General features: G+C 58.1%; 26 protein-coding genes. 18 read left to right on the forward strand and 8 right to left on the reverse strand.

Going from position 1 to position 19,279, the window contains the following annotated elements:
• Window positions 1-4: 4 nt before the first annotated feature.
• Genes M1D89_RS19550 through M1D89_RS19560 form a run of 3 tightly spaced genes read left to right on the forward strand, consistent with a single transcriptional unit; the run spans window position 5 to window position 509 of the window.
• On the forward strand, window positions 5-160 hold the full coding sequence (locus M1D89_RS19550; protein ID WP_498646122.1) for a hypothetical protein: 156 nt from the start codon (window positions 5-7) through the stop codon (window positions 158-160).
• Complete coding sequence (locus M1D89_RS19555) at window positions 157-354, forward strand: hypothetical protein (RefSeq protein WP_498646124.1); 198 nt, start codon at window positions 157-159, stop codon at window positions 352-354. The genes M1D89_RS19550 and M1D89_RS19555 overlap by 4 nt, the downstream gene beginning before the upstream one ends.
• Complete coding sequence (locus M1D89_RS19560) at window positions 351-509, forward strand: hypothetical protein (protein WP_498646126.1); 159 nt, start codon at window positions 351-353, stop codon at window positions 507-509. Before M1D89_RS19555 ends, M1D89_RS19560 begins: the two co-directional genes overlap by 4 nt.
• Before the next feature lie 18 nt (window positions 510-527).
• On the opposite strand, the gene M1D89_RS19565 is transcribed toward M1D89_RS19560, so the two are convergent.
• On the reverse strand, window positions 528-731 hold the full coding sequence (locus M1D89_RS19565; RefSeq protein WP_498646127.1) for a hypothetical protein: 204 nt from the start codon (window positions 729-731) through the stop codon (window positions 528-530).
• A 40-nt stretch (window positions 732-771) separates the two neighbouring features.
• Here M1D89_RS19565 and M1D89_RS19570 point away from each other — a divergent pair, with 40 nt between their 5' ends.
• The gene (locus M1D89_RS19570; protein ID WP_498646129.1) at window positions 772-1,182 is read left to right on the forward strand and encodes a hypothetical protein; all 411 of its coding nucleotides are present in this window, start codon (window positions 772-774) and stop codon (window positions 1,180-1,182) included.
• Window positions 1,179-1,454, forward strand: a complete 276-nt coding sequence (locus tag M1D89_RS19575; RefSeq protein WP_498646131.1) for a hypothetical protein — start codon at window positions 1,179-1,181, stop codon at window positions 1,452-1,454. The genes M1D89_RS19570 and M1D89_RS19575 overlap by 4 nt, the downstream gene beginning before the upstream one ends.
• Before the next feature lie 43 nt (window positions 1,455-1,497).
• On the opposite strand, the gene M1D89_RS19580 is transcribed toward M1D89_RS19575, so the two are convergent.
• Window positions 1,498-2,199, reverse strand: coding sequence for a pentapeptide repeat-containing protein (locus M1D89_RS19580; RefSeq protein ID WP_498646132.1), 702 nt, complete (start codon window positions 2,197-2,199; stop codon window positions 1,498-1,500).
• Between the two features lie 94 nt (window positions 2,200-2,293).
• Here M1D89_RS19580 and M1D89_RS19585 point away from each other — a divergent pair, with 94 nt between their 5' ends.
• The 3 genes from M1D89_RS19585 to M1D89_RS19595 all read left to right on the forward strand — a co-directional run bounded on the left by M1D89_RS19585 (window position 2,294) and on the right by M1D89_RS19595 (window position 4,828).
• Window positions 2,294-3,304, forward strand: a complete 1,011-nt coding sequence (locus M1D89_RS19585; RefSeq protein WP_498646135.1) for an SGNH/GDSL hydrolase family protein — start codon at window positions 2,294-2,296, stop codon at window positions 3,302-3,304.
• Complete coding sequence (locus M1D89_RS19590) at window positions 3,291-4,439, forward strand: hypothetical protein (RefSeq protein ID WP_498646139.1); 1,149 nt, start codon at window positions 3,291-3,293, stop codon at window positions 4,437-4,439. The genes M1D89_RS19585 and M1D89_RS19590 overlap by 14 nt, the downstream gene beginning before the upstream one ends.
• A gap of 161 nt (window positions 4,440-4,600) precedes the next feature.
• Window positions 4,601-4,828 carry a hypothetical protein gene (locus tag M1D89_RS19595; protein ID WP_498646142.1) on the forward strand — a complete coding sequence of 76 codons (228 nt, stop codon included), beginning with the start codon at window positions 4,601-4,603 and terminating at the stop codon, window positions 4,826-4,828.
• A gap of 65 nt (window positions 4,829-4,893) precedes the next feature.
• Here M1D89_RS19595 and M1D89_RS19600 read toward each other — a convergent pair whose 3' ends face one another.
• The 3 genes from M1D89_RS19600 to M1D89_RS19610 form a co-directional block, all read right to left on the reverse strand.
• Window positions 4,894-5,415, reverse strand: coding sequence for a hypothetical protein (locus M1D89_RS19600; RefSeq protein WP_498646144.1), 522 nt, complete (start codon window positions 5,413-5,415; stop codon window positions 4,894-4,896).
• Between the two features lie 4 nt (window positions 5,416-5,419).
• Entirely contained in the window at window positions 5,420-5,746 is a 327-nt protein-coding gene (locus M1D89_RS19605) for a hypothetical protein (protein ID WP_498646145.1), read from the reverse strand.
• Window positions 5,747-6,046: 300 nt separating this feature from the next.
• On the reverse strand, window positions 6,047-6,547 hold the full coding sequence (locus M1D89_RS19610; RefSeq protein ID WP_498646147.1) for a hypothetical protein: 501 nt from the start codon (window positions 6,545-6,547) through the stop codon (window positions 6,047-6,049).
• A 427-nt stretch (window positions 6,548-6,974) separates the two neighbouring features.
• On the opposite strand from M1D89_RS19610, the gene M1D89_RS19615 reads away from it, so the two are divergent.
• Complete coding sequence (locus tag M1D89_RS19615) at window positions 6,975-7,337, forward strand: phage terminase small subunit (RefSeq protein ID WP_498646152.1); 363 nt, start codon at window positions 6,975-6,977, stop codon at window positions 7,335-7,337.
• 273 nt (window positions 7,338-7,610) lie between these two features.
• Here M1D89_RS19615 and M1D89_RS19620 read toward each other — a convergent pair whose 3' ends face one another.
• Window positions 7,611-7,856, reverse strand: coding sequence for a hypothetical protein (locus tag M1D89_RS19620; protein ID WP_498646154.1), 246 nt, complete (start codon window positions 7,854-7,856; stop codon window positions 7,611-7,613).
• A 243-nt stretch (window positions 7,857-8,099) separates the two neighbouring features.
• Here M1D89_RS19620 and M1D89_RS19625 point away from each other — a divergent pair, with 243 nt between their 5' ends.
• The 3 genes from M1D89_RS19625 to M1D89_RS19635 all read left to right on the forward strand — a co-directional run bounded on the left by M1D89_RS19625 (window position 8,100) and on the right by M1D89_RS19635 (window position 12,964).
• On the forward strand, window positions 8,100-10,937 hold the full coding sequence (locus M1D89_RS19625) for a phage tail tape measure protein (protein WP_498651002.1): 2,838 nt from the start codon (window positions 8,100-8,102) through the stop codon (window positions 10,935-10,937).
• Window positions 10,938-11,086: 149 nt separating this feature from the next.
• Window positions 11,087-11,956 (forward strand): sce7726 family protein, encoded by an 870-nt coding sequence (locus M1D89_RS19630; protein ID WP_498646156.1) that lies wholly within the window; start codon window positions 11,087-11,089, stop codon window positions 11,954-11,956.
• Window positions 11,957-12,019: 63 nt separating this feature from the next.
• Window positions 12,020-12,964, forward strand: coding sequence for a sce7725 family protein (locus tag M1D89_RS19635; RefSeq protein ID WP_498646158.1), 945 nt, complete (start codon window positions 12,020-12,022; stop codon window positions 12,962-12,964).
• 138 nt (window positions 12,965-13,102) lie between these two features.
• Here the strand turns inward: M1D89_RS19635 and M1D89_RS19640 are convergent, their stop codons facing one another.
• Window positions 13,103-13,615 carry a hypothetical protein gene (locus M1D89_RS19640; protein WP_498646160.1) on the reverse strand — a complete coding sequence of 171 codons (513 nt, stop codon included), beginning with the start codon at window positions 13,613-13,615 and terminating at the stop codon, window positions 13,103-13,105.
• Window positions 13,616-13,722: 107 nt separating this feature from the next.
• Between M1D89_RS19640 and M1D89_RS19645 the strand changes: the two genes are divergently transcribed.
• The gene (locus M1D89_RS19645; RefSeq protein WP_498646161.1) at window positions 13,723-13,857 is read left to right on the forward strand and encodes a hypothetical protein; all 135 of its coding nucleotides are present in this window, start codon (window positions 13,723-13,725) and stop codon (window positions 13,855-13,857) included.
• 655 nt (window positions 13,858-14,512) lie between these two features.
• Here the strand turns inward: M1D89_RS19645 and M1D89_RS19650 are convergent.
• Window positions 14,513-15,529, reverse strand: a complete 1,017-nt coding sequence (locus M1D89_RS19650) for a TM2 domain-containing protein (RefSeq protein ID WP_498646163.1) — start codon at window positions 15,527-15,529, stop codon at window positions 14,513-14,515.
• Between the two features lie 242 nt (window positions 15,530-15,771).
• Between M1D89_RS19650 and M1D89_RS19655 the strand changes: the two genes are divergently transcribed.
• The 5 genes from M1D89_RS19655 (at window position 15,772) to M1D89_RS19675 (ending at window position 19,264) form a co-directional block, all read left to right on the forward strand.
• Entirely contained in the window at window positions 15,772-16,263 is a 492-nt protein-coding gene (locus M1D89_RS19655; RefSeq protein WP_498646165.1) for a hypothetical protein, read from the forward strand.
• A 135-nt stretch (window positions 16,264-16,398) separates the two neighbouring features.
• Window positions 16,399-16,947, forward strand: a complete 549-nt coding sequence (locus tag M1D89_RS19660; RefSeq protein WP_498646167.1) for an SRPBCC family protein — start codon at window positions 16,399-16,401, stop codon at window positions 16,945-16,947.
• A gap of 103 nt (window positions 16,948-17,050) precedes the next feature.
• Window positions 17,051-17,671: a hypothetical protein gene (locus tag M1D89_RS19665; RefSeq protein ID WP_498646169.1), complete on the forward strand. Its 621-nt coding sequence runs from the start codon at window positions 17,051-17,053 to the stop codon at window positions 17,669-17,671.
• Between the two features lie 108 nt (window positions 17,672-17,779).
• Window positions 17,780-18,514 (forward strand): YcnI family copper-binding membrane protein, encoded by a 735-nt coding sequence (locus tag M1D89_RS19670; RefSeq protein WP_498646171.1) that lies wholly within the window; start codon window positions 17,780-17,782, stop codon window positions 18,512-18,514.
• Between the two features lie 102 nt (window positions 18,515-18,616).
• Window positions 18,617-19,264 carry a DUF4232 domain-containing protein gene (locus M1D89_RS19675; protein WP_498651003.1) on the forward strand — a complete coding sequence of 216 codons (648 nt, stop codon included), beginning with the start codon at window positions 18,617-18,619 and terminating at the stop codon, window positions 19,262-19,264.
• The last annotated feature ends 15 nt before the right edge of the window (window positions 19,265-19,279 follow it).

Raw genomic sequence — 19,279 nt, forward strand, 5'->3', positions numbered from 1 at the left:
TCAAATGGCTTACGAGTACACGGAACGTCAACTGACCCAGTGGGATTGGGCTGCGCAGGCCGCAGCCTGGAAGGAGAAGGCAGAACACGAAGCACGACGCGCCGCCTTCTATCAGCGCAAAGCCGCCCACTACGAAGCGCGTGCAGAGGTTGCAGCATGAGCGGGTTCTTTGATGACCCGCGGGTGGCTAAACACCTTGACCCGGAGATACTGGCCTACCTCAAAGCCAACCAGCCGCTAGCCGACTCCAGTGCGGACGTGGAGGCAGGGCATTGGATCGCCCACACAGTCGCACTGCTTCAACAAGTCCGCGACCTCAAGCAGCGAGTAAAGGAATTGGAGGCGGACGTATGACCCGCCACCCGTACGGATCCTTGGAGTACTACAAGAAAATCGCGGAGACTCGGCAGAACATCATCACGCGGGCGCACACCAAGCTTCGTTTGCTACAGCAGGAGTACGACGAGGTTGAGGCTGAGCTGCGCACCTATGTTGAGGGGCGCCGTTGAACCAACCTCAGCCCAGGCCTAAGCCTCCTTTTCGGACCAAACCGCCGTAGCCAAGTTTGCGTCTCTGAGCGGCCCGTCGGGATCCCCGGCGCCTGTGCTGCTGTGAGACAAACCTGACCACTGATACTCGCCGCCTGGGTAGATCTGCGGGAAGTCTGATTCCTCAGCCTCGCTCTTCTCCCCGTTGCGCGGCCCACCCTCGTACGTGAATTTTTTGCTCATGCCGACCACCGTAAACCCAGAACTATAAAAGGAACACCCAATGTCTCTGAATGACCCCACCGCACTGAACCCCCTCTACGAACTCGAACTTCAGCAACGCCCCGACTTGGTTGAAATCGCCATAAAAGAGGCACCCATCCCGACCATGTGGGCAACTGGTGACCTGCCGCCGTTCACAGCATCAGGCATCGACCCCGAAATGCTCCGCCACGTGCCCTGGCAGGCACGCCACGCAGCAGCCGCCGAACCGGACCGGGCCAAAGTACTCGGCATGATCGACAACTACCAGGGCGGAGCCGAACAAGACATTATCGAGGTCGAACACGAAGGACTCGCGGCCTACCGGGTCCGTATGCAGCGCTGGATGGCAGGGTTCGACAAGCCCAAGGACGCCCCAATGTCTCAGCAGGAGCAGGACGAACTGTACAACCAGATATACGGAGGCAAGTGAACTGGCCCCCTCCTGAACCTGCCGGGATCACTTGGGAGACTAGGCACGTCAGGCTCAACGGCAGAGAAGAAACCTACCGGCTGCGAACCATCAACATATCGGGCACCATCGTCCAGATCGACGCTGACGGCAGGTTCTTCTGCGAAGGATGCCAAGACGTGTTCACCCTTCAAGAAGTGACAGCTCAGGGAACAGGGCACATGGGCGGCAGGTTACGTCCCGCAATGACCAGCAGACTCATCAACGTCTACCCGCACCCGAGCGACCAGTAACAACCCCTCACCTCTCAGGTTGGCGAGGGGCGGCTGGCGGCTTCTATCGGGTGTCTGTCCAAAGCCACTGGCAGTTTCCCGAGTTCATAGGAGGGGGTCGAAAGTCGTCGGGCCACTTCGTCGTCTTGTTGTAGCAAACCGTTGTACCGTCTTCATCAACGAGCTTCGCTTTGTCGATGTTCACCACTCGAAAATCGGCGCCGGACAGGTCCGCTGTCACGAAGTCGGTACCGTCCACATTAGCGTTCTCAAATAAGGCGCCTTTGAGGTCGGTTTGATAGAAACGAGCGTGCGACAGGTCAGCTCCAGTCATTCCGCTTCCAGCCATGTGAGCGCCAAAAAAATCTGCATCGGACAAGTCGGCATCCTTGAACTGACTATCCGAGAAAATGCCTTGCTCGGCGCTCACATGGCTGAGGTCACCGTCCCTGAAGTTTGCTCGTTCTAAATGCAGGCCTGCGAGGCTTTGACCTGCCAGGTCCAATGTGGCGAAGGGTCTGGGTGTCTCTCCCAATCCAGACCTATCCCGGACAAATCTCAGGTTCTCTTGGCGCGCTTCTTTGTCAGAACGAACATCATCAAAATGGATCTGAATGAACACCGATAGCAAGGCAACAATCGATCCGGAAACCAAACCAACCACTAGATCGTGCCGCCAAGGAGAGGAACGGGCCGGCAGTACTGAGGTTTCTTGTGGCTCGTCAGGTCGCGGCTTGATGAACGGCCTTCGAATTGGGGTCTTCACCGTCCGACACTACGACACGATCTGACGACTCAATATCAGCAACACACACAGCCCGCTTATGGCGGGTTCACCCAAAACAGACAAGGAGCCCTTTGTGGCTATCACGACCACTCCACTCGGTTTCCAGAAACCGGACGGCAACGAACCGTTCCGGCAAGGAAACGATGTCATATCCGCCAACGCCCAAAAGGCACAAGACCTTATCGCAGCAGACAAGGCGCGTCTTGCCTTGTTGGAGCAGTCGGCAGGCTTTCCAGGTGACCCTATAGAGCTTGCTGACGATGTTGTGCACGTCCTTGTCACTGACCCCGGAAGCGCCACAGCAGCGGCACTCAACACCACCTTTGGCCCAGCATCAGAGGCCATGCAGGATGCATTCGCGCTCAAGCCAGGACCCGTCACCGCAGCAGCAGGCACTCACCGCTACCTGTCACTAGAGGCCGAAGACCTCCGCGACCTGAGCGAGCTTTGGGTTGGTGACTCCATCGGCAACGAGCAGCTTGAACACATCTTCCTCCTGCTCCAAGCCCGCGCATCCCTGAATCCGTCGCGTAGCTACATCTACCACCTGATCGATCCCAGAACGGGTGCAACGTGGACTACCCCTGTGACCCTCCAGACAGGGACAGGGGTAGGCAACGCAGGTGGCCCCTTCGTCACACACGTGTGGAACTTCGCTGTCTCGGGGATGAACGCATCCTATGCACAGGGATCCCGCTACCCGGTTCTTCTGGCGACGAACCCCGACCTGGTTGTGCTGCTCCATGGCAAGAACGAAGGCACGACGGCGGGTGGCTCAACGGACGCGCACTGGCGAGGTCAGTACCTAGCGTTCACTGAAACCATCAAGCAGGACCTTCCGTTCGCCGACCTCGTTTGCGTGCTGCAAATCCCGAACCGCGACAACACTGACATGGCGAAGAAGAACCGCATCTACGCCCAGATAGCGGGGCTACGGAGTAATCGACCTCCACCAGCTCTTCCTGTCGGCCATCAAGAAGCTGGGCGGCACGCTCACTCAGTACATGAAGGCCGACGGCATCCACCCCACAACCTCTGCGGACGCTCCATCACCAAATGGCTCGCTGCTCATGGCTCAGCTTGAACTTCCGTTCTGGACGTACAGCAAGGACACTGGTGCAATTAGGGCTCAGCAGGTAAGCGCCATTGAGACTAACGCTGATCAGCTCATTCCTAACGGCAACTTCTCTGACTGGACCAGCACGCTGCCGGCAGGGTGGGAATCCAGCAACGCCATCGTGACCAAGGATGTACGCGCGGGGTACTTCGAGAACGTCACCGGTAACGGGTACGGTTTACGAGTCCAGGCTGTGGACGGCAGTTCCGCCGCTTACATACGTATGTCCTTCGATGCTGCTTTCCGTGCCCAGTGGGCGGGTAAGCCCATCACCGCCATTGTCCGCGTCCGCGTTGACACCAAGACCCCGACTGATCCAGTCACTCAAGGTCGATTCGGTTGGACCGACGGCGTTCAGAGCGCAGTCAACTCTGGGAACTACGCCTACGCACGCGATGGTTTCCACTACCGGGTGCTGACGTTCACTCCCAGCGCCGGCGCCGCATACCTGCGACTCACTCTCTGGGCGGACAGCGCAGCCAACGCCTCCGCAGACGTAACGTTTGATCGAGTGTGGGTGGTGCCTGGTGTGCTACCTTGCAAGGGCAGCATGGGCCAAGCGGGCGCGACAGGCCCGGCAGGTGATCCCTCGCTGACGCAGGTTGACTTCTGCTCCACGGTGGGCAGCAATCCGGTAGTGGCGGCCTTAGCAGTCGCGGGCACGAACTCGGCAGTGATCGGTATCGCCAATATGGGTATCGTCATGCCAGTGAAGCCGCACCGGAACATCAACCTGGCCGTTTTGGAGTGGATTACCGGAACCGTGCAGGCCGGCAACTATGACGTGGCAGTGCTGGACTCAGCAGGCGCCCGTTTGTGGTCAAAGGGATCAACCGCTTGGCCGGCGCCCAATACCAACGTCGTGGAAATAGTTTCTCCCGCGGTCTCTCTGCTGGCAGGGCAGACGTACTACATCGTCCTAGCCACAGATAGCGCAACTGCCACCTACAAAGGTCTGAACGCCACCGCCACTTTGCTCAAGCTAGTAACCGGGGCGGGGCACTCACGGGTGGTGGGAAGCATCTTCCCGATCCCGTCAGCCGTGTCACTTGGTTCGACGGCTACCGGCAAGCTTCCTTTGGTGATGTTGCGGGAGGCCTAGCTAGAACGGCAATCAAGGGGGCGTCAAGCGCAATAGTCTCAAGTGATTTACGTATGGAAGCTGCGTCAGAATTTCTCTCCAGACCGGCTATAAGTTCGATGAAGCCTCACCTTAGAGTGAGCGAGTAACCAGTAGCCCAACCAAAGGAACGAGAACAATCAATGGTCCACATCGGCAGCGGCCCGAACGCCGAGGAAGTCAGCGTCCGCGACCTCAACCAGGCACACATCGGGCGAAGCTTCGCTTTTCAGCACGGCCAAGAAACCATCTACGGCCAACTCGCAGCTGTGAAGCTTTTCCCAACGACCGCCCATCTCTTCCTCGCGGGCGTCACGAATGAGGTGCAAGTAAATCTTGATCACCCGGTCTACTTCCATAAGGGCAACTAGGACGGGGATTGCCCGATGTCGTTGTGCCCGTAGCAGTGTTAGGACGGCTACGGGCACAACTCCCTCTAAGCCTCCAACAGCTCAGCTTCCAGAGCGTCCAATAGTGCCAATAGGTCTCCTGGTGCAACAAGATCGCTAAGCGGGGTCCCGTGATGCTCAGGCTTTATTTCAATCCCGTCAAAGTGTGCGGGACCACGCATCTTGCGGATGATATGAATCTTCGAGTTGTGAGCGATGGCATTGCGCACATGGAACAAGAACTCAAAATGTGGTGTTGGGGGTAGCGGTTTGGACAACTGCTTGATCATGTCCCACACCTCAAGAACCATCAGAGAAGGCATCACGCGAAGGATGGTCAGATTGGTTACTCCCTCGCCCCAACCATCCTCAAAGTATTCATTCAGTGAAATCTTGTGGATGCCCTTCGACTTACGGCCAGTGTGTAAGTGGCCCCTTGAAGGCAAGTCCCACGCCTTTAGGAGATCCGCGCGCTTGGGATGCATTGATAGACCAACGCCACCGATGGTGGCATAGACATAGGCTGCCCGCATCGTGGCTATGTGGGCAGCAATTTCGCTGGCTTTCAAGGAACTACGGCTGGTAGTTCTGGCCCTGTGCAGGCGGGTACGACGGCGGGTAAGGCATCTGATGAGGTGCGTGCTGCTGCTGAACAGGAACATGCAGCGCATCAATCTTTGACAATGCCCGGTGCACTGCCAGTGCCAAGCATATGAAGCCAGCCAGCCCAGCAGCACCACCAAGGAACATCGCAAACACGGAACCACCAGACGGACCATCACTGAAATAAGAATTCGATGACGATATAGCAGTCATCGCACCAAACCAGGTGACAACGGCTCCGCCAAAAGCGAGCCAAAAACCTAACAAGAATAACCCAGCAGAACGCCTGAACTGCATACTTCCCCCTTATCAACACAAAGCAACTCAGCACAGGCTACATCGAGCTGAGACGAGACGAAGAGGAATGAGCTTCTATTACTCACCCCGGAAAGCACCGACCATCAAGGTAGGGGGCATACACCCAGAGGAATCAGACACCGCCACCGATGGTGAGAACCTTCGCAGTCCAAGGACCTGAAATGTTGTAACGGAAGACGGGAGTGTGGGGACTTTCCCTTACCCCGCCCTCCCAGAATTTTCCCGCCGGGGAGGGTGATTATGCTTTGCACGCTTTGGGGGATTTTTGGCTGTGGACTTTTAGGGCGCAGCTTCGGTGGCGACCGGTGCCACCGGGGCTTTGACTGAGAGCTTCTTCACGATCCCGATGATGAGAGCCGGCACGCTCGTGACGAGGCCAACCAGCGCAATCATCATCAACGGTGGGAACTGGGCAGCAACATAAACGAACGCCAGAACCCAGCCCAACGGGAATGCAATCACCGCATAGATAAGCGGCGTGCTTCCTGGTTTCCGCCCCTGCTCCCGGTAAGCGGCCAGCGCTACACATATCGCCACGGCTGCTATGACAAGGAGCGCAACAACAGAAGTAGTCAGAACAACAACAGCCCCGCCAGTCACCCTGCCAAAAGCGACCATCAGGATGACCGACAAAAGAACACCAGCAATTGCCGCAATCCCAGAAACCTTGAACAACTTCCCCTGTTTATCCATGCCGCAACTGTAACCGCGAACACGACATAAAAGAACACGACGCAAACGAAAGAAGAAACATGCCGCGGGCAAAGAAGATTTGTGCACACCCCAACTGTCCAAGCATTGCTGATGGAAGCTACTGCCTGGAACATAAGCGCCAACGAGAGAGGGCACGAGGCTCACGCGAGGCAAGAGGGTACAACCATTCCCACCGCAAACTCCGAGAGCTATGGATCCCACGAGTAGCCACAGGAACAGTGTGCTGCGCCAAGTGCAGCCAGCCCATCCATCCCGAAGCTGAATGGCACCTCGGACACACGGACGACCGGGCTGCATGGACAGGGCCGGAGCACGCGCGCTGCAACCTCAGCGATGCAGGCAAACGCAGACACCTCAACCCCTGATGCCATGGGCTATAACCCCTTCCCCCACCCCCTCAAGCGCCACCGTTGGTGAGGGCAAAAAAGAGTGCGCCAACCGCTCAACCTCAATCACGATCTGAAAGGAGACCCTTTTGGGTACTCAAAGGAATATGACTAAGCCCAATTCGAGGGCTTACAGGCCGCAGTCCGCGGCTATCCGCGCTGCACTTGTGGAGCTGCCGGCAGAGGGGTGCACAGAAACCGTTCCGGATCTTCCGAAGTCGCGGGAGTGGAATGAAGTGGAACGGGCTCGTTGGACTGAGCTTTGGGAATCGCCGCAGGCCACCCAATGGGACGAATCTTGCCGGGGCACTCTGGCTTTGCTGGTGGCTTACGAGTCCAGGCTGCTTTCGGGGACCGAAGGTGGCAGTGCGTGGGTGGCTCAGGAGTGCCGGTACGCGTCAGAGGCTCTTGGGTTAACTCCTAAGGCCATGGCAACTCTTGGGTGGAGGATCGCTGATGGTCAGCAGTAGAAGGGCCGCTAGGGGCCTTCCAGCGGCATCGGTTGATGTGGACCCAAACCGCATTACGCAACAGAGTTTCCAGTCCCCCCTGTTTGGTTTAGTCAGGGCTTGGCTCAGGGGCGGCGTTGTTTACCGCGTGAAGATCGCGGGCCGTCCGTATGGTTGGGGTGAGGGTCCCGCGGTTTGGGCTGCTGTGCAGGATGGCAGCTTTCGGCCCGAGGACTTCGGCAAGCACAACCAGCGCCCCACTTACTAACGACCGACCGTGAGGCTGGATAGACCTTAGTCGAGGTCTTCTGCGGGGCTTACGCCCCACTCCATGGCGTCATGCGCCTGGGTTTGTAGCTTGGCCTCGTGGTGTTCATCGGTTGTGTCGATGATTTCCGAGTCACTAGGTTCCACGGGTACAGGCTCGGCGGATGAGTCGATCCCAAGTTGGTCGCCCTTCTCTTTCAGCAATGAATCGAGATGCTCCTTGGAGTCTTTCTCAGCAGCAAACAAGCGATCATGCACGGGGTCACTAGTCATGCCAAGATGCTAACCCAGTTCGAGAGCTACTTGGTCTCTCTCGGATCGCCCACCCTTTAGCGCAACACTGATTGATTCATGCCGGCTGATTTCGGCACATATGGCAAGCCCGCTCATGGCGGGTTTTTTCATGCCCAGAACAGGCTGCGTGTGCGGCTTGGGGCTCAGGAAGAGGTGGTCCCCATCGCGGATCGATCTATCAGTATCGCCCTAGAGGCGAAGGTAACGGACTTCGTGTCCGGAATGAAAACAGCAGCGAGGTCAGCCGAAGACTTCGCATCCCGTGTCGGTGACTTCGCCAAACGTAACGCGGATGATTTGGACCGGGTTGGTAAGGCTGGGATGGTCATGGGCACCACGCTTTTGGCGGGTGTTGCTTTGGCTATTAAGTCTTATGCGGAGTTCGATAAGCAAATGTCTGCGGTGCAGGCGTCTACGCATGCAACTTCTGCTGATATGGATTTGATGCGGCAGGCTGCTATTGATGCTGGTGCTGATACGTCGTTTTCTGCTACTGAGGCGGCTAAGGCGATTGATGAGATGGCCAAGGCGGGTGTTTCGACTGCTGACATTCTTGGTGGCGGTTTGAAGGGTGCCGTGTCTTTGGCGGCCGCTGGGTCGTTGGAGGTTGGTGAGGCGGCGGAGATAGCGGCTTCGGCTATGACTCAATTCAAGTTGAACGGCCAGGATTTGCCCCATATCGCTGACCTGTTGGCTGCTGGTGCTGGTAAGGCGCAAGGGTCGGTGCAGGACATGGGTATGGCGTTGAATCAGACTGGTTTGATCGCTAATCAGACTGGGTTGAGCATTGAGGAAACCACTGGTGGCTTGGCTGCGTTCGCTTCTGCTGGCCTGACTGGTTCGGATGCTGGCACGTCGTTCAAGACCATGTTGCAGCGTCTCACGCCTCAGTCGGTTGAGGCTAAAGACAAAATGGCCGAACTGGGCATCAGCGCTTATGATGCTCAGGGCCAGTTCATCGGGTTGTCGAAGTTCTCGGAGAATTTGAAGACCTCGATGCAGGGCCTCACCCCGGAGGCGCGTAACGCGGCGATGGGTGTGATCTTCGGTTCGGATGCTGTTCGTGCCGCGAATGTTCTTTATGAGCAGGGCGCATCCGGTATCGAGGCGTGGACTGAGAAGGTCAACGATGCAGGCTATGCGGCTGAGACTGCGGCACTGAAACAGAACAACCTTGCCGGCGATTTTGAGAAGCTGACTGGCTCCATTGACTCGGTGTTCCTTAAGTCTGGGTCTGGCGTGAACGAGGTTCTGCGGGACATTGTTCAGGGCGCTGAGGATCTGGTTGACGCTATCGGCAAGATCCCTGCTCCGATGCTTTCCGCTGGGTTGGGTATCGCCGCTGTCACTGGCGGCGCGCTGCTGCTCGGTGGCGCTTTCCTGACGGCACTGCCGAAGATCCAGGAAGGCGTTGAGGCTTTCAGGAACCTGGAAAAGGCCTCAGGTAAGGCCGGCGCAGCTCTTCGTGGCGCCGGACTGGTGGCCGGCCTCGCGGCTATAGCTGCCGTTCTTGGGACAATGCAGACCGTTGCTGATGACAGCGAAATTGAACGCTCCATAGGCCGGACAACTACTGCACTGATTGATATGGCGAAGCAGCGGGCCAACATCCAGGACACCTCAAAGGCCCTCGACCACCTGTTCCAGAAGAAGGACGGTTCACAGCTCATTTCCGGCGTAACTGATCTGGATTCAGCGCTGACAAGGATGTTCAAGAAGGACTGGCAGCAGTCTTTCAGTGACTGGGGTGAGGGAATCATTCACGGCATGGTTCCTGCGGTTAAGGGCGCTTCTCAGCAGCTTGAGGATTCGTTCAAGACCATCGATGATCAGCTTGCGTCGTTTGTGTCTTCCGGGAGTCCTGACGTTGCAGCCATGGCTTTCGAGCAGATTGCTTTGAAGGCTAAGGACCAGGGCATCAGCGTGGACCAGCTCAAGGAGAAGTTCCCTGAGTACAGCGAGGCGTTGAAGCAAGCCGCCGCGGATGCCGAGGTTGTCTCACAGGGCCAGGACCGTTTGACGACTTCGATGGGTCAGAGCGTGCCGGTGACTGATGAGGTCAAGAAGGCTTTGGAGGAACTGGGGCTTACCGCTGAGGGCACTGTCGTGGCTTTGGATAAGTACGCTGCGGCTTTGGTTCGGGCAGGCTTGTCGAACCTTTCCACTGCTGACGCTGCCCGTAATTACTATGCTGCGTTGGATGCTGTCACGGCGTCCATTGCTACCAATGGCACGTCTCTTGATACTCACACTGAGAAGGGGCGCGCTAACGAGGCTGCTCTGCTGGGTATTGCTTCGGCTGGTTTGGCTGAGGTGCAGGCCCTTGGTGCTGCGACCGACGCTTACGGGAATCAGATCTATTCTTCTGATCAGCTCCACACGAAGATGGTCACGACTTACAACGATCTGATTGCTGCTGCGGGTCAGTTCGGTGTCACTGGGAATGCTGCTGAAGCCCTCGCTAGGAAGGCCTTGGGTATCCCGGACAACGTTGACATCGAGGCGTGCTTGAAGGATCTTGCGTCTTCTCAGTTGGACGCTGTTGGCGCTAAGGCAAGGGCTCTGGACGGCACACAGTCCACTGTGACCATCACGACGATTGAGCGGATCCAGCGGAACTACGAGTCGGATATCAATCCTGGCGCGGTGCCTAATGGTGGTCCGCAGCAGATCCTTGGTCAGGCTACTGGTGGCGCCGTGGTTGGGCGCGGGCAAAAGGGTGTTGATTCGGAGCTGCGGTTGTTGGCTCCTGGTGAGCACGTTCTGACGGATTCCGAAGTGGATGCTATGGGTGGTCAGGCTGCGGTGTATGACTTCCGCAGGCAGTTACGTTCTGGTGCTAATCCTATGGGTTATCAGTATGCGCCGGCTGGGGCTCCTGTTGTCACAGCGCGTCCTGCTGCGGTTGCGTCTGCTGGCCCTACGCAGATGACCGGCACTTTGATCCTTGACTCTGGTCAGGTGTTTGGCGCGTTCCGCTGTGTTGCTGTGGAAGTGGCGAATGGTGCTATCAAGTCCGCCGATTCTGGCGCTAAGTACGCGAGGGTGGGTCGAGGCTAGCCCAAGAGAGGCAGGGCGCCCATCACAGAGGGCGCCCTGCCCAAGCGATCAACCCGAAGCCCGCAAAACTAGACAGGGGCCAAATGAAACGTACGACAAAGAAGCGCCTATACTCCCATGTGTGGGAAACGGAGGAACAAGTGGTTAGCATGAAGTTCGCTGCACGTATCTCTTCTGTGTTCTCCACCTCCGTGTTCGCCAGCTTGGCGTCACCACAAGGGGGCGGGGCTGCATCTCGGCTCACGGTGCTCCATGAGCTGGTAGAAGCTCATGACGCCACTCTCACGCTCGGAGAAGCCTTTGACGCTGCCCATGGACTGCTAGGACACTCGTATCGGAACGAGTACTACTTTAAGAACAACCTTGTGTCCAAAATTGTTCTTGGCAGACATAGCGTTCGGACAGCCTCAGCGCTAATGGAAGTCCCCTCAGGACGATCTATCGTGGATCTGGTAATTTTCAACGGAACCTCCACGGCCTACGAAATAAAGACCGATCTTGACAGTTTTGCGCGACTCCCGGCGCAACTTGACGACTACAGTTCTCGGTTTGAACACGTAAACGTTGTCACATCCATCGAGAGGGCCGCAGAAGCTGAGCGGGTAACACCGGATACCGTGGGAATTATAGGGATTCGGCAGAACGGATCTCTTTCAGTGGTGCGTCCGAGCAGTAGCGGATTTTCCCGACTAAAGCAGGCTTCGATTTTTCAGCTTCTTCGACAGAAAGAAGCCGTAGAAGCTCTGAACCGCGCCGCAGGTTATGAAATAGATGTTCCCTCTGGTGATGTATGGGCGCGCTGTAGGTCGCTTTTTACCGCCCTTCCTATTGAGGTCGCTCACGCGGAGGCTTTGCATCAGCTGAAAAAGCGCGGCATGCGGGCGTCTGCACTAGTCGAAAGGGCTGACTACCCCAAGTCTCTCCGAGCCCTTGCATATGGAACGGAGACGTCAACAGCGGGACACGCTAGGATTGCTCGCCGTCTAGCCGCGCCTTTGGGAGATTGTCACAAGTTTTGATTTAAGGTACCGCGTGGTTGAGGATGTGACAAAGATTCAAACTTTAACCACTTTGGGGGAACCATGTATTTCCCGTACCTGTACGCGCGGCAAGGCGAATGCCGTGCGATTGAGGACCTCGCTCCCGGACTTGGCGCCAGTGCACAAAAAGTCTTCCCAGTTCTCGAACCTGCGGCCACCAACAGTCGAGACTTAGTTAGGGCCTTAAGTGCTCTCGCGCAACACAGTGCGGCCACTTATCTGATTATCAACCCGTCTAAGAAGTCATTGGACCAAGGCGCTGTTTTCGGCCCCTGGATGGCGGACGTAAGTCCGTTTTTGAGTGATGCTCGGATAACAAGGCCGACCTTAGAAGTCAGGGCGAGCACAAGCTTGACCGATATTACGTCATTCCTGACCAACTATCCTGGCCGGAGTCTTGGACTCTCAATACGCTCTTCGCACATTCCTGCGGCGAACGTGGCAGCAGCGACGTCAGGGTACGACGTTCTCCACTTCCTGCACTCAAGCGCTGATCCTGTTGGCTATTCAGCCGCTGTGGGTGCTAGCAGGTCAGTGGAAGTGCGAGATAGCTTCCGCACAGAGGCAAGGAACGCCGACTACGTGGGTGCGGAACAGTTCACCGCTGCGCACCTGTACTTTGCGGGCGACGGCAGGCCGGGATTCTCCGATTACACGCTGCTGCCTGGAAAATACAGCGACTCGGGAGGCCCCTTGGGTGCTGCGGTGATCCATCTTTCCTTCGTGGAGAATGCTAGCAAGTCCATTTGGGTCGAGCACTTCGTTTCCATTGAGACTCGCCAGTACGAGGGTTCACAGCCGAGCAAGCTAATGGAGGCTATGACAAAGCTTGATGCAGCCATAACGGCGGACTCATCGAAATTCGTAACCTCGCCGGGGCTATCCAGTTACCAAGCCCAGTTTGCAAGTCGCAGGCCTACCAGCCCGACTTACAACAAACGGCAGCAAGTCTCGCACCACATCGCCACTGCCGCGACGGTTGTCTAGAGCTTGCAGAGACGGGCGGTTCGTCGGAAGACGAACCGCCCTACTTGTGTCCCCGCCCCCATGCACACATCTAGCTTCCTGGGTCTGAACAGCTGCCCTTCAACAATGTGTCTTCGTACGCTCGCTAGGCGTTCACGGCTAGCCCTGTGTCAGTGCCGCCCTGACCGCCTTGAAGGCGGCTGGAATCTCTTCGGTTTGGTACGAACTCGTATCAGCGCCAGGGGGGAAGTTGAATGTCTTCCCTGCTACTTCCACTTGGAACGTCACATATTCTGGCCACTGTCCATCGCGTCTGCGCAATTTGGTGTCTTGAACCTCTTTGATCGTGACTGATGTCGTGTCACGTAGAGGGTAAGCGGTTGTAGTGACATGACTTGGAGCTTGGAATTCTGTGACAATCAGCAGCTTGTCAGTGAGTACTTGAAATTTTCCTGTAGCTGTATCGTCTTCATCACGCTTCACGTCGTACACGTTGTAGGCCTCCAACGTATGACCGACCGTAATGATGTCGTCCTCACCTGTAAGGACAAGGATCTGCGAAATCGCCTGCCCAAACCACTTGGTGTAGTCTCCGGAGCCTGCGAGGAACTTGGAGTCGCCCGCTACGTTCAACTGGATCATCAGCTTTGATATGAGTTCATCGTCTACCATTTCAGTTCTCCCGATGTGTGTGGCGTTCCGGTTAGTACAGATCATGGTAGCGATGGCACAGCCTGGACGGGCCCTTTTGTCGCACCCTGTCTGTATCGTCCTGAACCATGGCGAAGTTTGATCGTGATGGTTTCCAGAAGCTGATGGCCGAGCTGAACGCGGAGGACCGCGCTGGCGTGGTTGTGCGCAGCCCTTTTGAGGAGGTGGAACCTGATCCGGAGTACCTACCATCCCGCAAGTGATGCACTTTTTTGCAGATCCCCCTCCGCTGGACTTGCGCCGATCTGCATTTCTGTTAATCTAATAGCAGATCAGACGTGATGGTTTGATGAAAACGCTTTGAAGGGTCCGTAGCTGTGGTGGCTATGGACCCTTCGGCATTTAAGCGCCTAGCGCGGAATTCGGCTTTGGCGGGACAGCGACCCCACCTTACGGCGAGGTTCCGATGGTGCAGGTTCTGGCGAGTTCAGCAACGCGTATATGGCCTGGACGTGGGATGAAGTGAACCGAAGTCGGTTACCCACCATCAGATGAGGCCAGTTGTCTCGCTTGGTGAGGGCGGTCACCTGATTCTTGCTAATTTTCAACAACTCCGAAATTTCAGTTGTCGTGTAGACCTGTTCGGGCTGAAGTGCTTCTGCTGTAGTCATGGCTAAAGCCTATTCAGGCGAAACCAACCATCCCGTTTAGCCACCCACATTTTGCCCACATATTGCCCACATCTGCCATGAACTCACGTGACGTTGGGTGATGAGAAACGGCGAATTCTAGGGGCAAAGTCCACAGGAGAAGGCGCGGGAGAGGTTTCAAATCCCACCGTCACCGCCAATGAGAAAGGCCCTGCTTCCCTTTGTTTATGAGGGAAGCAGGGCCTTTTCTTACGTCCGTGGACGCGGATTAGAACTTGTACTCAAAACCACCCTCGAGGCCGGACTCGAAAACCAGGGTTCCCGTTGCCGCTGGCACGTCCAGCACAACCTTTGCAGTGACTTTCTCGCCGGGTCCCATGCCAGCACTGGGGAACTGCTCCGCGTCAGGAATGCACGAGTACGTCGCCATGCTGGCGAGGGAGCCATTGAAGCTGGTGCCGTTGGCTGCAATGTACTTGAAGTCGAAACCGCTCAAGGTGAACTTCGGGTACGTAGACTGAGCCAGCTCAGGCGTGGTCTCAACGGTGATATCAACCGCCACCACGTTGCCGTTCTCGGAGGGACGAGCATACGGTTCGGTGCAAGTAACCGGCGCGATGCTGTTGACGGTGAACTTGGTGTGGACGTCACCGCTCCTGCCGTCGCTAATGGTGCCTATGTCGCCAAAGGCCATAACGAGGTTTCCACGACTGTTGGTTTCCACATCGTCCGCAGGTGCGGGCGTCGGGGTTGACTTGGTGACAGGTTCAACAGACGGAGCAGTTACCGGGGCAGAGAGGGCTGCGGTTGTTGCGATGCCCTGGCTTACGTTGAACGCGATGCTGGCAAGGATCACTACAGCGGAAACGATGAGGGCGACCAGCTTGTGCCGGTCGTAGCCCTCCAGCGGGCGACGATACTTGTCCGTCTGCTTGTTGGCCAGAACCAGGATGAGGTCCACCAATGCCCAAATTCCGAGGCCACCAAAGGTAAGCAGCTTGGCAATACCGGTGCCGATCTTGCCAAGGTAGAAGCGGTCAACGCCGAGGACGCCCACCAGCAATGCCAGGAGCCACGTCACAAGGAAGGACTTGGTCGGCGTGGATGGAGCTTCGTATTGCTGCGCGAATCCCTGTGGCGGCTGGAAAGGCTGGCCGTACGGCTGCTGGAAACCCTCCTGCGGCTGCTGACCGAACGCCGGCGGCGCCTGGTACCCCTGGGGTGCGGGCGGCTGGTAGCCCTGGGGCACCGGTGGTGGCGTGTAGCCAGGCTGATCTTGACTCATGAGGGTCCTTTCAAACGCCGCGCTTTTAGGCGCGGCTAAACACAAGTGGGTTTGATGCGAGTGGGTTGCCTTTATGCTCTGGCAATGAGTGCTTGCTAAAACTGCGTCGCTAGCCTGTCTAATGCCCCCAAAGTTGCTCCCCAAAGCTCCGGCATATGCACGGCAGTTCGGATTTTACAGGGTGGGGGAAGATTAGTTTGAACACGACCGGGTTGTTGAAACCCGGCTGCCAAGGGGGATTCATGCGTTGCCGCATCATAATGATTGCTATCGCTGCCGTTTCAGTTGGACTGACTACGGGCTGCTCCGCCGCCACCCCGCTTGAAGTGGACCCGTCGAGGACGTCAGTCGAATACACGTTTCGAGACAGTTCCGTTCCGCCCGAATACCATCGCAGTTACGTGATCAAGGCCTCGGACACAGAAGCCAGCATCACCGTGGATTCTTATGGTGATGTCCTCCGTCAGGAAACGACTGCAGTGCCGGCGGATACGTGGACCAAGGTGACGGATCTGGTTCGCAGCCTGCCGGAACGGACCAAAAACATCAAAACCCAGAAACCTGGCTGTGCCGGTGGCACTGCCTCGACAATCGTAGTGCGGGAAGGCGATGAGGCGCGCTACTCCCGGCACATCGAAGACTGCGGTGGAGGCCCTGTTGCACCCCTAACGGATACAGCTGCCCCGCTGGAAGCACTCTTCGACATGAAAGACCTGCTGAAAACCGATGGCTGAAGCGACGAGGGGCAGGATCTCAGCACTTTCGGAGATCCAAAGCCGCGAGACCTAACCCTTCGGCGAAGGCAGGCGTAGATTGAGCCCGGATGCCGTAAGACACCCTCGGAACCCCCACGGACCGCGGAGGCAGCAATGGCCAAGCGCACGCAGAAGAGCACCGACTACGCGTTCGTCACAGAGTGGCGGGTGGCGGGTACACGCGAGGAAGTAGTGGACGTCCTGGGCGACGCCGCGGCTCTCAAACAATGGTGGCCCTCCGTCTACCTCAAGGTCACGCCCGTGGCCCAAGGCGGACCGGATGGAGTTGGTGCATGCTTTGACCTTCATACCAAGGGATGGCTCCCGTACACCCTGCGTTGGCGACTCACTGTCACTGAACCAGTGACACTCGACGGCTTCGCGCTCACCGCTGAAGGGGACCTCAACGGCACCGGCCGATGGACTTTCGAGACCGACGGCCCGGAGGTGGTCATCACCTACGACTGGCGCGTCAGTGCCACCAAGCCCTTGCTTCGCCGTCTGAGCTGGCTCTTCAAACCGGCATTCTCTGCCAATCATCACTGGGCCATGGCTCGCGGTGAGGAAAGCCTGAAACTTGAGCTCCGCCGTCGACGGTCCGGATCTGCAGCGAATGTTCCGGAGCCGCCGAAGCCAACTTTCGTTCGCTCCTCGAGGCGTTAAGCGGAGCTATCCACATAGGCACCCATCCGGGTCCTGCCCGGCACCGAACTCCCGATAGAATCAAGACGCCGATAATCAAGCAGCCACAGATGAGGGAGGGCCCGTGCGCACATCGCAGTCCCGGGCGCCCTTTCATGCTTTGCGGTCGGGAGCCATCTCGATTGTGGTGGTTCTCCTCGCTGCAGGGGCCCACGTCGTGGGTGGCGGAGAACTTCCCACAGCACCGGTTCTGCTGGCGCTCGTTGCGCTGACGGCTCTGGCTGCCACGCTCGCTACCCGGTTCAAGCTCAACTTTTTCACTCTGGCGGGGCTCTTAGGCGCGGGGCAGTTGGCTCTACACGAAGCCTTCACCACGTTGAGTCCCATAACAGCCAGCAAGCAGGGAATGAACCACCACCTCGGTGGCGAAGCCTTGACCCCCGGGCTGGATATTGCGGCGACGCACACCCATGAGCTCGGCACAGCCTTTGGCACCATGATGTTCGTAGGCCACGTCCTCGCCACCTTTGCGTCTGCGGTGGTCCTGGCAAAGGGTGAAAATGCATTGTGGCAGCTCGCCGCCTGGCTGCGGCCGCTGCTCGCCCTGCCCACGTTGCTGTTCAGGCCCGACGCCGGGGCCTCACCTGTCGCAGTCGGCGCACCCGACGTCTTCATCCCCCGCCCTTGGCGGAACCTTAGGCAAGACAGCCGCCGCGGTCCGCCCGCCGTCGTCGTTCTTCCCTAGTTCCGCCCGGCACCAAAGCTGCAAAGCCAGCACAAGCCTTTGCAAGGTGACGGGCCTCAAACCCGTACCCCGCGCCGGATAACCCGGCGCCCCCGAAAGGCTATTCCCATGAAATCCTCGATTCGCCGCACCCTTTCCGCTACCGCCGTCGCTGGTGGAACAGCCGCCCTGATGATGGCCGGTATCGCAGGTGCATCGGCCCACGTTGGCGTCGACCCGAACAAGACAGCAGCAAAATCCTACTCACTGTTGACGTTCGGCATTCCCCACGGTTGCGACACCTTCGGCACCACCAAAGTTGCCATTTCACTCCCCGAGGAACTGAACGACGCCCAGCCCACGGTCAACCCCAACTGGACTGTTGAGAAGGTCACCGAAACCTTGGCCGAGCCCAAGAAGCTCGACGACGGAACCACCATCACCAAGCGCACAAGCCAGATTGTGTACACGGCCAAAGCACCTTTGGATCCGCACTTGCGCGACGCCTTGGTTTTGTCGGTCAAGCTCCCGGATGCCGCGGGCAAGACCATCTACTTCCCCACGCTGCAGACTTGCGAACAGGGCCAAACTGACTGGTCCGAAATCGCCAAGGAAGGTCAGGACCCGCACGATCTGAAGGCTCCGGCACCGTCGGTTACCATCACTCCCACCGACGTCGCAGGCGAGCACCAGGCTCCGGCTGCTGAGTCCACCGAGCAGGCCTCCGCAGTAAGCGACGACGGCTCTCAGGCACGCAGCTGGGCAGGCCTGATCGCGGGCATCGCGGGCCTCGGCCTGGGTGGCGCAGCGTTCTTCCGCAGCCGCTCGGCGAAGCCCGCAGCCGTGAAGGTAAACGCCAAGTAATCAGCGCAGGTGGCGCCCGGAAGATCACGATCCGGGCGCCAATCCGCGCTTCCGGCCGTGGCTGAATTGACTCCCGTCGCGGCCGGAGCAAGGCTGGTGCCCATGTGGACTCAGCGCATCAAAACCGGTCTTGTGACGACGACGGCAGCCGCTGCGCTGTTGCTTCTTGCTGCTTGTGGGCCAAGCCCTAGCCCGTCGGGAACCAGTAGTGCCCCGCCAACCTCCGCGACGCCGTCGGCCTCGTCCTCGGCGACCTCAAGCTCTCCCCCTGCAACGGCCACCACAGCGCCGTCACCCTCAGAGACAGCGACGTCCGCGGCCCCCGCAGCGCCCGCACTTTGCAAGGCAGCGTCCCTCAGCGCCGCAAGCGACGCGACTGGCGGCGGTGCAGCCGGCAGCATCTACGAGAAGTTGATCCTGACAAACTCCGGCACCGCCCCGTGCATTCTGGAAGGCTTCGCCGGCGTCTCCCTGACTGCCGACGCCAGTGGTGAACCAATCGGCGAACCCGCAACCCGCGAAACCACAACTCCGGTGACCAAGATTGAACTGGCTCCAGGAAAGTCGGCGTGGGCCGAAATCCGCTATACCCAAGCCGGCAACTACGGCGACTGCACCAAGGTGCCCGCCGCCGGTTTCCGGATCTACCCGCCGAACGATACGGCGTCTCTGTTCATCCCTGAGCCCCACGATGCGTGCAGCAACGCCGGTATTAAGCTCCTGACCATCACAGCATTCCAGGCAGTCTGACCGTCTTCCCACGGC

Source organism: Arthrobacter sp. D3-18 (assembly GCF_054408525.1).

Bases quoted from the DNA above. Each gene is read 5' to 3' on its own strand.
- M1D89_RS19620 (WP_498646154.1), bottom strand. From the start codon at position 7,856: ATGACTAGTGACCCCGTGCATGATCGCTTGTTTGCTGCTGAGAAAGAC.
- M1D89_RS19630 (WP_498646156.1), top strand. From the start codon at position 11,087: ATGAAGTTCGCTGCACGTATCTCTTCTGTGTTCTCCACCTCCGTGTTC.
- M1D89_RS19650 (WP_498646163.1), bottom strand. From the start codon at position 15,529: ATGAGTCAAGATCAGCCTGGCTACACGCCACCACCGGTGCCCCAGGGC.
- M1D89_RS19605 (WP_498646145.1), bottom strand. From the start codon at position 5,746: ATGCAGTTCAGGCGTTCTGCTGGGTTATTCTTGTTAGGTTTTTGGCTC.
- M1D89_RS19625 (WP_498651002.1), top strand. From the start codon at position 8,100: ATGAAAACAGCAGCGAGGTCAGCCGAAGACTTCGCATCCCGTGTCGGT.
- M1D89_RS19615 (WP_498646152.1), top strand. From the start codon at position 6,975: ATGACTAAGCCCAATTCGAGGGCTTACAGGCCGCAGTCCGCGGCTATC.
- M1D89_RS19670 (WP_498646171.1), top strand. From the start codon at position 17,780: ATGAAATCCTCGATTCGCCGCACCCTTTCCGCTACCGCCGTCGCTGGT.
- M1D89_RS19570 (WP_498646129.1), top strand. From the start codon at position 772: ATGTCTCTGAATGACCCCACCGCACTGAACCCCCTCTACGAACTCGAA.
- M1D89_RS19640 (WP_498646160.1), bottom strand. From the start codon at position 13,615: ATGGTAGACGATGAACTCATATCAAAGCTGATGATCCAGTTGAACGTA.
- M1D89_RS19560 (WP_498646126.1), top strand. From the start codon at position 351: ATGACCCGCCACCCGTACGGATCCTTGGAGTACTACAAGAAAATCGCG.
- M1D89_RS19645 (WP_498646161.1), top strand. From the start codon at position 13,723: ATGGCGAAGTTTGATCGTGATGGTTTCCAGAAGCTGATGGCCGAGCTG.
- M1D89_RS19550 (WP_498646122.1), top strand. From the start codon at position 5: ATGGCTTACGAGTACACGGAACGTCAACTGACCCAGTGGGATTGGGCT.
- M1D89_RS19635 (WP_498646158.1), top strand. From the start codon at position 12,020: ATGTATTTCCCGTACCTGTACGCGCGGCAAGGCGAATGCCGTGCGATT.
- M1D89_RS19655 (WP_498646165.1), top strand. From the start codon at position 15,772: ATGCGTTGCCGCATCATAATGATTGCTATCGCTGCCGTTTCAGTTGGA.
- M1D89_RS19555 (WP_498646124.1), top strand. From the start codon at position 157: ATGAGCGGGTTCTTTGATGACCCGCGGGTGGCTAAACACCTTGACCCG.
- M1D89_RS19590 (WP_498646139.1), top strand. From the start codon at position 3,291: ATGGCTCAGCTTGAACTTCCGTTCTGGACGTACAGCAAGGACACTGGT.
- M1D89_RS19660 (WP_498646167.1), top strand. From the start codon at position 16,399: ATGGCCAAGCGCACGCAGAAGAGCACCGACTACGCGTTCGTCACAGAG.
- M1D89_RS19565 (WP_498646127.1), bottom strand. From the start codon at position 731: ATGAGCAAAAAATTCACGTACGAGGGTGGGCCGCGCAACGGGGAGAAG.
- M1D89_RS19595 (WP_498646142.1), top strand. From the start codon at position 4,601: ATGGTCCACATCGGCAGCGGCCCGAACGCCGAGGAAGTCAGCGTCCGC.
- M1D89_RS19675 (WP_498651003.1), top strand. From the start codon at position 18,617: ATGTGGACTCAGCGCATCAAAACCGGTCTTGTGACGACGACGGCAGCC.